The 12,764-nt window shown below is 66.6% G+C and carries 13 protein-coding genes; 5 read left to right on the forward strand and 8 right to left on the reverse strand.

What is annotated here, in order from left to right:
* The 3 genes from ACX9GQ_RS01925 to ACX9GQ_RS01935 form a co-directional block, all read right to left on the reverse strand.
* Nucleotides 1-1,053, reverse strand: a complete 1,053-nt coding sequence (locus tag ACX9GQ_RS01925) for an ABC transporter ATP-binding protein (protein WP_459627840.1) — start codon at nucleotides 1,051-1,053, stop codon at nucleotides 1-3.
* A gap of 73 nt (nucleotides 1,054-1,126) precedes the next feature.
* Complete coding sequence (locus ACX9GQ_RS01930) at nucleotides 1,127-2,164, reverse strand: ABC transporter substrate-binding protein (RefSeq protein ID WP_459627841.1); 1,038 nt, start codon at nucleotides 2,162-2,164, stop codon at nucleotides 1,127-1,129.
* 41 nt (nucleotides 2,165-2,205) lie between these two features.
* Nucleotides 2,206-3,159, reverse strand: coding sequence for an isopenicillin N synthase family dioxygenase (locus ACX9GQ_RS01935; RefSeq protein ID WP_459627842.1), 954 nt, complete (start codon nucleotides 3,157-3,159; stop codon nucleotides 2,206-2,208).
* 127 nt (nucleotides 3,160-3,286) lie between these two features.
* Between ACX9GQ_RS01935 and ACX9GQ_RS01940 the strand changes: the two genes are divergently transcribed.
* Genes ACX9GQ_RS01940 through ACX9GQ_RS01950 form a run of 3 tightly spaced genes read left to right on the forward strand, consistent with a single transcriptional unit; the run spans nucleotide 3,287 to nucleotide 7,413 of the window.
* Nucleotides 3,287-4,399 carry a carbohydrate kinase gene (locus tag ACX9GQ_RS01940; RefSeq protein WP_459627843.1) on the forward strand — a complete coding sequence of 371 codons (1,113 nt, stop codon included), beginning with the start codon at nucleotides 3,287-3,289 and terminating at the stop codon, nucleotides 4,397-4,399.
* Nucleotides 4,400-4,445: 46 nt separating this feature from the next.
* The gene (locus ACX9GQ_RS01945) at nucleotides 4,446-5,255 is read left to right on the forward strand and encodes an enoyl-CoA hydratase/isomerase family protein (RefSeq protein WP_459627844.1); all 810 of its coding nucleotides are present in this window, start codon (nucleotides 4,446-4,448) and stop codon (nucleotides 5,253-5,255) included.
* A gap of 7 nt (nucleotides 5,256-5,262) precedes the next feature.
* Nucleotides 5,263-7,413 (forward strand): acetate--CoA ligase family protein, encoded by a 2,151-nt coding sequence (locus ACX9GQ_RS01950; protein ID WP_459627845.1) that lies wholly within the window; start codon nucleotides 5,263-5,265, stop codon nucleotides 7,411-7,413.
* 40 nt (nucleotides 7,414-7,453) lie between these two features.
* On the opposite strand, the gene ACX9GQ_RS01955 is transcribed toward ACX9GQ_RS01950, so the two are convergent.
* Nucleotides 7,454-8,404 (reverse strand): SDR family oxidoreductase, encoded by a 951-nt coding sequence (locus tag ACX9GQ_RS01955; protein WP_459627846.1) that lies wholly within the window; start codon nucleotides 8,402-8,404, stop codon nucleotides 7,454-7,456.
* A gap of 149 nt (nucleotides 8,405-8,553) precedes the next feature.
* Here ACX9GQ_RS01955 and ACX9GQ_RS01960 point away from each other — a divergent pair, with 149 nt between their 5' ends.
* Complete coding sequence (locus tag ACX9GQ_RS01960) at nucleotides 8,554-9,453, forward strand: LysR family transcriptional regulator (protein ID WP_459627847.1); 900 nt, start codon at nucleotides 8,554-8,556, stop codon at nucleotides 9,451-9,453.
* Between the two features lie 281 nt (nucleotides 9,454-9,734).
* Here the strand turns inward: ACX9GQ_RS01960 and ACX9GQ_RS01965 are convergent, their stop codons facing one another.
* The 3 genes from ACX9GQ_RS01965 to ACX9GQ_RS01975 form a co-directional block, all read right to left on the reverse strand.
* Complete coding sequence (locus ACX9GQ_RS01965; RefSeq protein WP_459627848.1) at nucleotides 9,735-10,214, reverse strand: hypothetical protein; 480 nt, start codon at nucleotides 10,212-10,214, stop codon at nucleotides 9,735-9,737.
* Nucleotides 10,215-10,337: 123 nt separating this feature from the next.
* On the reverse strand, nucleotides 10,338-10,772 hold the full coding sequence (locus ACX9GQ_RS01970; RefSeq protein ID WP_459627849.1) for a hypothetical protein: 435 nt from the start codon (nucleotides 10,770-10,772) through the stop codon (nucleotides 10,338-10,340).
* Nucleotides 10,773-11,018: 246 nt separating this feature from the next.
* Nucleotides 11,019-11,213: a hypothetical protein gene (locus tag ACX9GQ_RS01975; RefSeq protein ID WP_459627850.1), complete on the reverse strand. Its 195-nt coding sequence runs from the start codon at nucleotides 11,211-11,213 to the stop codon at nucleotides 11,019-11,021.
* A gap of 148 nt (nucleotides 11,214-11,361) precedes the next feature.
* Here ACX9GQ_RS01975 and ACX9GQ_RS01980 point away from each other — a divergent pair, with 148 nt between their 5' ends.
* Nucleotides 11,362-11,733, forward strand: a complete 372-nt coding sequence (locus ACX9GQ_RS01980) for a hypothetical protein (RefSeq protein WP_459627851.1) — start codon at nucleotides 11,362-11,364, stop codon at nucleotides 11,731-11,733.
* 1 nt (nucleotide 11,734) lies between these two features.
* Here the strand turns inward: ACX9GQ_RS01980 and ACX9GQ_RS01985 are convergent, their stop codons facing one another.
* Nucleotides 11,735-12,232, reverse strand: a complete 498-nt coding sequence (locus ACX9GQ_RS01985) for a hypothetical protein (RefSeq protein ID WP_459627852.1) — start codon at nucleotides 12,230-12,232, stop codon at nucleotides 11,735-11,737.
* Nucleotides 12,233-12,764 lie beyond the last annotated feature (532 nt).

Genomic DNA, 12,764 nt, shown 5'->3' on the forward strand with positions numbered 1-12,764 from the left:
TCAGGCTCCGAGGGGCCAGAGGCGGCCCTCGTCCGGCGTCAGCGTCACGGCCGCGCCCGTGGGGTGGTTGCTGGAGGCGAAGGTCTGCGCGTGGATCACGCTGCCGTCGTCCATCGCCACCCGGTAGTTGATGAGGTTGCCGGCGTACTGGCGCCCGGCGATGCGACCCCGCCAGCCGTCGGCGTGGGTGGTCGCGACGCCGATCGCCTCCGGCCTCGCCGCGATCGCCACCGTCCGGCCGGGAACGAGGGGCCCGGCGTTCGGGACACGGACGGTCCCGTAAGGCAGCCGCACGGTTGCATGCGCGTCGCCGACGCTCTCGACGACGCCTTCCAGCACGTTCACCTGCCCGACGAAGCCCGCGACCTGCCGGCTCGCCGGCCGCTCGTAGATGGCGTCCGGCGTGCCGTCCTGGGCAATGCGGCCGGCGAACATCACGACCACGCGGTCCGACATGCTGAGCGCCTCGGCCTGGTCGTGCGTGACGTAGACCGTGGTGATGCCGACGCGGCGCTGGATGTCTCGGATGAACTCGCGCATCTCCTCGCGCAGCTTCGCGTCGAGGTTGGCGAGCGGCTCGTCGAGCAGCAGGATGCGAGGCTCGATGACGAGGGCGCGCGCCAGCGCCACGCGCTGCTGCTGCCCGCCGGAGAGCTGCCCGGGGTAGCGGTCGCCAAGCCCCGCCAGCTGCACCATCTCGAGCGCCCGCTGCGCCCGCGCCTCGATCTGCGGCCGGGCGATGCGGCGCATCTCCAGGCCGAAGGCGAGGTTCTGGCCGACCGTCATGTGCGGGAACAGCGCGTAGTTCTGGAACACCATGCCGATGTCGCGGCGCTCGGCCGGCACGTGCAGCACGTCCGCGCCGTCGAAGGCGATCGTCCCCGCGTCGGCCTCCTCGAAGCCGGCGATCATGCGCAGCGTCGTCGTCTTGCCGCAGCCGGAGGGGCCCAGCAGCGAGACGAACTCGCCGTGCCCGATGGTCAGGGAAAGCTCGTCCACCACGGGGCCGGATCCGAAGGACTTGGTGAGCCCCCTGATGCTGACTTCTGTCATGAAGCGGTTCCGGCAGGCGTCTCGAGGGGGATGCCGGCGCGGTACGGTGCGTCCGCGCCGGCGGGCCTGCGGGTCAGTTCAGGGTCTTCGCCCAGCGCTCGGCGAAGTCGCCCTGGTTCTTGTTCACGAAGTCCCAGTCCCACGTGAGGATCTTCGCCATCTCGGCGCCCGAGATCGGCACGGCCTTCTTCAGCTCCGGCGGCACCACGACCTTCTGGTTGGTCGGCGAGATGTAGAACTCGCGCATCATCAGGTCCTGGATCTCCGGCGAGAGGATGAAGTTGGCGTACTGGTAGGCGAGTTCCTTCTCCGGGCCGTTGACGAGGATGTTCAGGGTCTGGTCGAACATCAGCATCCCCTCCTCGGGGATGACGTAGTCGACGGGCAGGCCCTGGCCCTGCAGGCGCGCGATCTCGGCAAAGTCGAAGGGCGCGACCACGATCTCGCCGCTGGAGAGCGCGGTCGAGAGGTTGAAGTCGACCTGGATCACGCGCCCGAGCTTCGCCAGCGCAGCGAAGCCGGCGTCGACGTCGTACTGGTCCTTCCCGAAGATCTTCGAGGCCAGCAGCAGCTCCATCTTCCCGGCGCTGTTGGCGAAGTTGTAGAGGCCGATCTTCCCCTTGAATTCGGGGTTGGTCCACAGGTCCTTCCAGGCCTTCGGGCGGGTCTTGACCATGTCGGTGCGGTAGCCGATGCCGATGGGCGACACGGCCGCGATGGCGCCGAAGCCTTCGGTGGTCTTCGCCAACGGGTACAGGTCGGCGTAGTTCGGGACCTTGGCGAGGTCGAGCTTCTCGAAGAAGCCCTCCTTGCGCAGGCTGGAGGCGAAGACCTCGTTCGTCATGATGACGGAGTAGGGCGGCTTGGCCACGCCCGCGGCGCGCAGGTTGGCGCCGAAGATCCGTCCGTTGCCGACCTCGAAGGTGACGGCCGCGCCGGACGCCTTGGTGAAGGCCGGGCCGATCGTCTTGCGCCAGAACTGCTCCCAGACTCCGCCGAGCGTCGGCACGATCAGGGTCTTGCCCTGCGCCCTGAGCGGACCGCCGAACGCGCCGGCGCCGATGATCCCGGCCAGGCCCCCGAGGGCCTGCCTCCTGTCGATGACCGTCATCGTCTTCCCCCTCCGTGACCGGTTCGATGTCGACGACGAGGCTAGGCCGCGAAGGCCTGGCTCGTCTTCAGCTTGATGTAGTCGGCATAGGTGATCGGCTCGTACCGCGCTGGTCGCCCCTCGCTCCTGAACTGCGGCAGGCACTCGATCAGCGTGTCGGCGTTCGGGTTCAGGAAGAACGGGATCGACTGGCGCCGCGACGTGCCGCCGCCCTCGCGGGGCGGGTTGGCGACCCGGTGCTGGTTCGAGACCCAGGTGTCGTTCGTCCACCGCATGAAGGCGTCGCCGATGTTCACGACGAAGGCTCCGTCGATGGACGGCGCATCGAGCCATGTCCCGTCTCGGCGGCGCACCTGCAGCCCGCCGCTCGACGCTTCGGACCGCAGGATCGTCATGAAGCCGTAGTCGGTGTGGACGCCCGCGCGCAGCTGGCCGGGCAGGGGATCGACCGTCTGCTCCGGGTAATTGATGACCCTCAGCGCCGACAGATGCTGCGTGAAGCAGGGCTCGAAATGGTCCGCGGGGAGGCCGATGGCCCTGCAGAACACCCGGCGCAGCGTGTGGGCCAGCCGTTCCATCTCGGCGAAATAGTCGACGAAGGCCTCGCGCAGTCCGGCAGGCTGGTCCGGCCACGGTCCGCCTGGCAGGCGCGGCCCGTGGTTGAGGCTCTCCTTGTAGTCGCCGGGAGTCCTGATCCCGAGCGTCGCCGCCAGCGCCTCCTGCGCCAGCGGCGCGAAGGACAGGCCGCCAGGCACCTCCGTGCCCTGTCCGGAGCGCCGCTTCTCGTCGTCGGGCCGGTCGAAGAAGGCGCGCGCCAGCCGGTAGAGCCGGTCCGTCGTTTCCGGCGAGACCCCATGGCCGGTCACGAGGAAAAAGCCGGTGTCGCGGCAGGCCGCCTCGACGGCGCGGACGACGGTTTCGGCGGAAGGATCGTCGCGGCGGAAGGGGCCGATGTCGATGACGGGGATGTCGGCGGAGACGGTCTGCGTCGTCATGCGGCCCCTGCCTTCGCGGGTCGCCGCCGGTCGCGGGACAGCCCGTTGGTATCAGGCTAGCGGCATCAACAATTGTTGACAAGCAAGATGCCTGTTGCCCTACTCGACGCACACAAGGGCGGAAACGATGGCCTCGATCGAACTCGGTCAGCAGGAGCGCGCGGTGCTCGAGGCGATCGCGGCGAACCCCTTCGTGAGCCAGCAGGAGATCGCCGACGCGCTGGGAATCGCGCGCTCAACCGTCGCGGCGCACATCGTCTCGCTGATCCAGAAGGGCCACATCCTGGGCCGCGGCTACCTGCTGCCGGAGGCCCGTCGGGTCGTCTGCCTCGGAGGCGCCGTCCTGGACCGGAAGTACCGCACCCGCAAGCCCATCGAGCCGCACACGTCCAATCCCGCCTCCGGCTTCCGGACCTTCGGCGGCGTCGCCCGCAACGTCGCCGAGAACCTCGCGCGGCTCAACGTGGCGACGAGCCTCGTCTCCATCGTCGGCGACGACGAGGCCGGCCGCTCCATGGTGGAGCACCTGCGAAGCCTCGGCGTCGACACGTCCGCCGTCATGATCGGGCGCGGCGAGCGGACGGCCGAGTATGTCGCGGTTCTCGGACCCGAGAGCGACCTCGTCGTCGGCCTCGCCGACATGGACATCTTCGACCTGTTCAGCGTCGACGACGTCGCCCGAGCATGGCCGCAGATCGCCTCGGCCGGCTGGGTCTTCCTCGACTGCAACCTGCCTGCCGAGGTGATCGCCCACGTCGTCGCCCGCAAGCACTCCGGCCGCTTCCGCCTCGCCGTCAACACCGTCTCGACGCCGAAGGCGTTGCGACTGCCGTCCGACCTCTCGGGCATCGACCTGCTGTTCACCAACCACGACGAGGCGGGCGCGCTGCTCGGCTCGCTGCCGCGCCCGCGCAACGCGGCCGCGGCGCTGGTGGCGCGGGGCGTCGAGGCGGCCGTGATCACACAGGGCAGCGCCGGGGCCGTGGTGGCGACGCAGGGCGAGGTGACCTCGATCCCGAGCCGCCCGGCGCGGCCGGTCGACGTGACGGGAGCGGGCGACGCCCTCATCGCCGGCACGCTGCATCGGCTCCTGGCCGGCGACATGCTGGCCGACGCCGTGCGGGCCGGTACGGTGCTCGCTGCGCTGACGGTGGAGAACACCGCGACCGTGCTGCCGGAGCTCTCGCCGCGCTTTCTCGCCGCCGCCCTGTCGGCCGCGGCCGAACCCGCCGAGGCCTGACCGGAGTGCCGGGCCTCCCGTTCCATCCCCGCCGCCGGAGCCCGCGATGACCTACGAGACGATCCTCCTCGAGAAGGACAAGGACGATGCCTTCGCCGTCCTCACGCTGAACCGGCCCGACAAGCTCAATGCCATCAACAAGACGGTGATCCATGAGATCGTCCACGCGGTGAAGGCCTGCGCCTCGGACGACGCCGTCAATGCGCTGGTGATCCGCGGCGCGGGACGCAGCTTCTCGGCGGGGTACGATCTCCAGGGCGGCGACTTCGACGTCGACGTGGAGTTCTGGCGCGACGACATGAGCGAGAACGCCGAGGCGTGGCTGGAGGTCTACCGCGCGCCCATTCCCGTGCTCGCCTCAGTCCACGGCTACGCGCTGGCCGGCGCGCTCGAACTGATGATGTGCTGCGACCTCGCCATCGCTGCCGACACGGCCCGGTTCGGCGAGCCGGAAGTCCGGCACAACTCCGGCCCGCCGACCCTGATGATGCCGTGGCTGCTGGCCAGCCGCGACGTGCGCTGGCTCATGTACACGGGCGACCTCGTGGACGCGCAGGAGGCGTTGCGGATGCACCTGATCAACAAGGTGGTCCCGGCGGCCGAGCTGGAGAGCGCGACGTTGAAGATCGCTCGCAAGCTCGCCCGAATGCCGGCGCCGGCCATCAAGTTCGCCAAGGCCTCGCTCAACCAGCAGCAGATGATCGCGGGGCTGCGTTCGTCCTGGGACTACAACGTCGAGGCCATGGCGGCCCTGCACACCTCGACCAAGGGTCGCGAGTGGATGGCGAAGCTCGCGAAGATGTCGCTGAAGGAGTACCTCGAGTTCCGCGACGCCCCCTTCCGCGGCCTCGACTGAGCGCACCATGTCAGCAGGGGCGCATGACGAGGCGCTGCGGCGGCTGATCCGGGCCGGATCCGTCGCCGTCGTCGGCGCCTCGGAACGGCCGGGGGCCTCCGCCGGCTTCGTCATGCGCAACCTCCAGTCGCAGGGCTACGCGGGCCGGGTCCTGCCGATCCACCGCACCGCGGCGACCGTGTTCGGCCTGCCGGCCGTACCCCGCCTCTCCGACCTCGGCGCCCCGCCGGACGCCGTGCTCATCGGTGTTCCGGCCGAGGCGGTCTGCGACGTGCTGGAGGAGGCGGGCGCGATCGGCGTGCGCGGCGCGGTGGTGCTCGCGAGCGGCTTTACCGAGACGGGCCCGGAGGGCCTCGCCCGCCAGGAGCGGCTGAAGGCGATCGCGGTGCGCCACGGCATGGCCATCTGCGGGCCGAACTGCCTGGGACTGTTCGAGACCGCGACGGGGCTCGCCCTCTACAGTTCGCGCCTTGCGCCGATCCCGCCCGGCAACGTCGCGGTGCTTTCCCACTCCGGCGCGCTCGGGATCGCGCTGGCGCACTCCGGCCGCTTCGGCGTGAGCCTGCTCGTGTCCGCCGGCAACGCGGCCGTCACCGACATGCCGGACTACCTGCGGTTCCTTGCGGCTGACGAGCGTACCGCCGCCGCCTTGCTCGTCGTCGAGAAGATCGCCGAGCCCGACGCCTTCGCCCGCGCCGTGACCGCGATGAACGACGCGGGCAAGCGCGTCGTCGTCCTGCGCGCCGGTCGCTCGGCAACTGGCGCGCGGGCCAGCGCGGCCCACACCGGCTCGCTGCTGGGTCCGGACGCGGCGTTCCAGTCCTGGTTCGAGCGGATCGGCGTCCATGCCGTCGACGACATGGCTACGGCCGTCGAGACCGCCGCGCTTCTGTCCGCCCAAGGCGGCCGTCGCCTTGCCGCAGGGCGCGGCCGCGGGGTCGTGCTGGTCGGCGTGAGCGGGGGCGGGATGGCCCATGCCAGCGACCTCGCCGATGCAGCGGGACTGTCTCTGCCAGCCCTCTGCGTGGAGACGACCGCGTCGCTGCGCTCGATCCTTCCGCCCTTCGCAACGCCGCAGAACCCGCTCGACCTGACGGGCGTGGTCTTCGGCGATTCGTCCGTCTATCGCCGCGCGCTGGAGACTCTCGCCAGCGACCCCGCCACCGGCGCCATCGTCGCCGTGCAGGACGTCCCGGCCGGGCTCGATGCCGGCGGCGCGGAGGAATATGCCGGCATCGCCGGGGCTCTCGCCGACTTTGCCGCCGCGGCACCGGTGCCCTTCGTCGTGCTGTCGAACCTCGTGGAGTCGCATCCCGCCTTCGCACGGGCCCTCGCCGGCCGCGTGCCGCTGCTGCACGGCGGACGCGCCGGTCTCCTGGCGCTGAAGACCTTGCTGTCACCGCCCGTCACCGGTCTCTCCCGGGGCGTAGCCGACCTCGCTCCTGACCCCGCCTGGCACGCGCGGCTCAGGGCCGAGCCCCTGACCGAGCGGCTCGGCCGCGCCTTCCTCGCCGCCCACGGTCTTCCCGCGATGCGGGAGGGACTCGCCCGCTCCGCGGACGAGGCGGCGGCGCTCTGGCGGCAGATCGCCGGTCCCGTCGCGCTCAAGGTCGAATCCCGGGACATCGCCCACAAGACCGACGTGGGCGGCGTCCAGCTGCGTCTCGCGGACGAGGCCGCCGTGCGCGCGGGATTTTCGGCCATCATGACCGCCGTCGCCAGGCACGTGCCGGGGGCGCGCATCGACGGCATTCTGGTGCAGGAGATGGCAGGCGATGGGATCGACCTCGTGCTGTCCGTCACGCGCCATCCCACCTTCGGCCCGGTGCTGACGGTCGGGAGCGGGGGCATCCTCGTCGAACTCGTCCGTGATGCCGCGGTCGAGGTGCTGCCCGTGGACCGCTCGGCCGCGCGCCGGATGCTGGACCGCACGCGGGTCACGCCCCTCCTCGCCGGCTGGCGCGGCGCCCCTCCCGCCGACGTCGAGGCCCTCCTCGATGCGATGGTTCGCCTTGGCGCCATCGCTGGGGCCTACAGCGACGTCATCGACACCTTGGAGATCAACCCACTGCGCGTGCTGCCCGCCGGCGGGGGCGTGAGGCTGCTCGACGTGCTGGCGGTCACGACCGATCCCGCGGCTGCGACGAGCGCCACTTGACCCAGGCTCCTGGCTTTGCCGGTGCTGCCGCGTTCGAGCCTCACTCCGGTTGGCCGGAGAGCAGTCCGTTCCGCCTGGCCCATCGCGTGATCGCCTCGAGGGCCGTCGGAGCCCGGCCGAAGAGCGCGTCCTGCCGCGTGGTGTCCGCGACGAAGCGTCCGGTCCTGAAGAACAGGAACATCTTCATCAGGTCATAGCCCAGCTCGGAGACCAGCTTCACCGGCCGCGTCAGCACGCGGATGGCCAGCCAGGGCACGACCCAGATCGACAGGGACCTTCCGGTCACCTGCGTGATCAGGGCCGCGATCTCCTGTTGACTGCGGGCGCCATCGCTCCACCCGACGTCGATCGTCTGGCTGGCGATCGTCTCGTCCGGAAACGTCGCCGCTTTCGCGACGCTCTCCGCCAGATCGTCCGTCAGCACGTAGGACCACCGAGTGTTCCTGTCGCCCACGGCATAGTACCGGCCCGCCCTCACGCCGTCGGCTACATAATCCGGGCTCTGGTCCAGAAAAGCTGGCGCGCGGATCATGACGTACGGCAGGCCCGAAGCCTTGATCAGGTCTTCGGCCACTTTCTTGGCGTGGAAGTGAGGCACGTCGGGTGCCATGTCGCAGGCCACGATGCTGAGGAAGACGAAGCGCTTCACCCGGGCGCGTGACGCAGCCTCGATCAGGTTCCGGTTGCCCTGGAAGTCGGTCTGGATGGTTTCCTTCATGTAGCCGTTGGCCGAGCTGACGACGATGTCGACGCCTGAGAGCGCCGCGTCGAGCGAGACCGGATCCATCAGGTCGGCGCGCAGCCACTCGACCGCCGGGCTCGCCCCGGCCGGCACCCCGCGCCGCGAGATGGTCCTCACGGCGACGGACTCGTCCCGTTCCAGCTCGCGCAGGATCTTCGCGCCCAGGAATCCGGTTGCGCCGACGATGAGAACCCTTGGCCTGCGGTGCGGACCGGTCGAATCCGCTTCGGCGGAGGAAGGTTGCGTCATGCCCTGCTCCCTTTCGACCGGCATGGTTCCGCCCGCGGTGCAGGAAGCCTCGTTCCATGCCGGACGGTATTGGCTGAACCTCAGGCTATTGCTGCTGTAGAATCGGATAAACCTGCATCCGTGGGGAACACTGATCCGTCTACGGAGCAATGAAGGACATCCTGAGCAACATGCATCTCTTCGTCGAGGTGGCGAGGACGGGCGGCTTTCGCGCGGCCGCAGACCGGCTGCGGATCCCGAATTCGACCCTGTCCCGCCGCATCGCCGGCCTGGAACGGGAGATCGGGCTGCGGCTCTTCACCCGTACGACCCGCAGGGTCGAACTCACCGAGGCCGGGCGGGTCTACTTCGAGCGCTGCCGCAGGGTCATCGACGAGGCGCGACTGGCGCACGAGGAACTGTCGGAGGCGGTGCTGCGCCCGACCGGGCTCATCCGCGCCTCCGTGCCCGTCGACTTCACGGTCGTCTATCTCAGCGATCTTCTTGCGGAGTTCCTGCGCCTGTATCCGGGCATCAGCGTCGAACTGGACGTCACGCCGCGCCAGAGCGACTTCGTCGCAGAACCCGTGGACCTGACCATCCGCATCGGCGAGCCGAAGGCGCAGACCCTGATCGCCCGAAAGCTCGGCGAGTCGGCCCTGGCGCTCTACGCTGCTCCCTCCCTTGTCGCGGCATTCGGCGTGCCGCGGACCCCGCAGGACCTGTTGGCCGTGCCTTGCCTGAAGATTGCGGACCGCCCGTGGCCGCTCCTCAACGTTCGCACCGGCGAGGAGGCCACCGTCCCCGTGTCGGGGCGGTTCGCCGCCAACAACATCGGCCTGCTGCGCAGGTTGGCCCTGCACGGGATCGGCATCGGGGCGCTGCCGCACGATATGGTCGCGCAGGACGTCGAAGCGGGCCGCCTCCGGCCGGTCCTGCCCGATTGGCGCCCTCCTGCCATCCCGGTCTATGCGCTGACGGAAACGAGGCTCGTCCCCGCCAGGGTCCGCGTCTTCATCGATTTCCTGGCCGAGGGATTGAAGCGCAAGGATGGTGCCTTCGCGCGCTGAGCGCCCTGCACGGCGGTCGCCGCGGCAAGCGGCGGTTCGCTGCAGGGCAGTGCTCGGGGATCAGACCCGTGATCTCGTCGCGGACGGAGGTCGAATGTAGCCTCGCGCGGACCGGCATGGCGACGGTCGGAGACGGTGCAGCCCTGCGTGACAAACCTGCTGGTGCTGCCGGAGAGGATTGAACTCGTTGGAGAGGATATTACAGTCAACAAAATCAATATGTTATTGGTTTTCCGGCAAGGTGTTTGTATCTGTGTATTGTATCGCGCTTTGTGTCCCACTCAGTCGGAAACCCGAATCCCCTTATTCGCAGTAGCAGTCCACGTAAAGTTCTTCTTCGAGTTCTCTATCTCATTCCACTCTTTAGAAATCTCAGAGAGAGTAAAAAGTTCAGAACGCTGAGGTTCAATCCAGCCGTTGAGCGTTTTGAAATCTGCGATCGGAGGGTCAATCGATCGAACGCCGACGAAATACTCGGTGACAACGTAATCTTTTGACTTGTTAAACAATTGCCCTGAAAAAGTTCCAATGAATCCGAAGGATGCATTTCCGCCAAGTTCCACGTTCTTTAGCGGTGCTTCATGTTTCGAAACGCAGAACGCTCGCGCAGAAACGGCACTAAGTGTTTGAGCAATCAGTTTATCATAGCAGCGCTTGTATCCAGCCGTTGTTCCTTGGGTTCGAATATCTTCAATGACCTCACTGCAGCCAGTAAGGGCCGGTGCGGCTGCTAACAGAAGAAGCTTCGCAACGTGTCGCATTCCTTAAGCCGAACGCTTTGCGCTTCTCTTGTCAATGCCAAGCTGGCGCCCTCAGCAATAGCGGAAGCGCCCCGCCGGTGAGGGCGGGGCTGATTATTAGGACTGGTGCAGACTGCCGCGCCGTCAGCCGGCAGTTGCCTTACCGCGAGTCTTCGGCTTGGCGGCAACTTCACCAGCGGCGCAGTCCGCCATGAGCAACGGCAGATAGCGAAGGAAGACCGACGCCACGTCTGCCACCGTCTCGCATTCGATCTCATCGCGATCTTCGCCCAGCGCGGCACAAAGATCCTCGTCCAGCAAGTTGAACAGGACGATCGCTAACCCCTCGTAAGGACCTGTATAGCTCGGGACGAGAATTTTGATTTCGACGATAATTTCGGCGACGGCCGCAAGCGTGCGGAGCGTTGACGTCGATCTCAATGCACCACACTGATACGCCCTCAAAAGATACTCGAACGTGATCTCGATTGCGGTAGGCCTTGCCATGCACTCTGCAGCATTAAAGGCCTCAATTGCGCGACGCTTCGGGGTCATGAGAGACGAGTTAGCTATATTCATTGTCATGCTCCTATTGCTGGCGCGGTCTCCCGCGCATGGTTGATCGTCCGCTGACCGATCATTCGGCAGCGTTTTGGCCTTGCTGTGTTAGGTGTGCCGGCCGGATTTAGTCGGCATATATACCGAACAGAAAAGGGCGCCGAAGCGGTGTGCTTCCGGCGCCCTCAAAATCATCTTGAGATTGCTTGTCTCAGAAAAATCATGGCAAATCAATAGGAAGAAATAGGAAGATTGGATTGAGCGATTTCAATGACTTAAGGCCGAAACCGGCACTTCACTCACCAGCGCCACGCCGTCGATCGTCTGAACGATGACCACGGCGCCGAGTTCCGGGTGATGTCCGGTGACGGTCAGCGTGGTGCCGTCGTCGTGCCGGTGCCTGATGTCCATCCGGTCGTTGAGGTCGGCCCAGGTTTCGAGTGTGATGGTTTCGAGGTGCATCGCTTCGTTCTCCTGTTGAGACGAGCGAAGAATCGCAATCCGAAGGCCTCGCGTCTAGGAAAATAAAGATAAGTCAGCGTTGACTGATCGCGCGATTGTCGTGCCAGAGTTGTCTGACTAGACTTCCCGAACGTGATGATCGCGGGGCATGATCATGGGCATCGGCCGAACGTTAGCAGCATGCGTGTTTGCGGTAACGCTTTTGGGGTCCGCTGCTGCCCAGGATCGCGACCAGCAACTCTACATCTTCTGCAACGGCTATCTCGACCGGGACGCGTCGAAGGTGCAGACCTCGATCCCATCCTTGGCCTACGCACTGTCGGGTCTGGCGTCAAAGGGCGGCGCAAAGTCCGATCCCGCTGGCCGCGCCGAGGTCCACCAGATGTTCAAGACCGGGCTGGCCGCGATGCTGAAGGACGGAAACAAGGTCGGCGCCGTGAGCATGATCTGCGGCATGTGGCACGCGACGTTCGTGACGACCGATGTCGCGTGGCAGGGCATCCGAGAGCTGATGCAGTGAGCTATTTCTTGCGGACCGGAAGCTTCTGATCCATCCGCATGTAGGGCTCGCAAGCATTCGCTAGATTGTCGTAGAACGCGATCAGCTTATCGATCCGCGCGATCGTCGCGTCGAGCTCTTGGCCTCTCTGATCGTCACTCAGAGGTCGCGTCATCTTGTCTTCTGCAACGGCGTGGTGAGCCATGTCCTCTAGTGTGGATTTCAAGAGCGCCCGCACCTCGTCGCCGAACAAGAACCGAGCACGGCCTATGGCCTCGTGCATCTTCGCGAACTCCTTTCTGTCACCGACCGGCACCGTGAGGCGCTCTTGCACAGCCTGCGTCGCAAGATTGAAGACTTCGGTGCGCTTCTCAAAAAGATCGAGCGCCAGTTTCTCCTGCGCTGTCCGGTGTTGCGCCTGCGCTGTTGTGTATTGCCTCCATGCTATGTAAACCGCGATCAGGCCAAGGATCGTTGTCGGAACGAGTTTCATCAGTTCCAGTCCGAAAACACTGCTCATCCGCGCCTCGCCTACTTCGTTTCACCGGCGACGAGCATGGTGGTGGTTCGGCGCTGCATGCAACCGGGCCGGAACCATTTGAGCCGACTCCGCGCCATCTTTTCACAGGCAATGCGCACGGCGGCGGGAAAAGGCGACGGTCGCGTTAGAGCTCCGTAGACGGCCGCTAATCGGCGCTCGGTGCCAAGGACTCACGAAGGAGTCGACCGGCCTATACGGGGCTCCTAGAGGCCCTAGCGTCGAATCTACGCGCGGACGAACCTCGGAACGACGCCGCGAGCGGCATAGAATTTGGTTCTCTGCTTCGAGAGGCGCACCGCGACGCTTCGCTACGTCCTGGAGGATGTTGGGTTTCCTTCCAGAGAGATACCTCGGACCTCGTAGGGGAACCGGAGGTGTTTGGTTTCCTTCTTCACCTCGCTACCTCGACCCCAAAGGGTGACCGGAGGTTCTTGATCCCAGAGCTCCACTCAATCCCGGCGATGAAATCAGAACCCTAGGGCGGGGAGCGAGCGAAGCGAGCACTCCCCGC

It is taken from the genome of Alsobacter sp. R-9 (assembly GCF_054612375.1).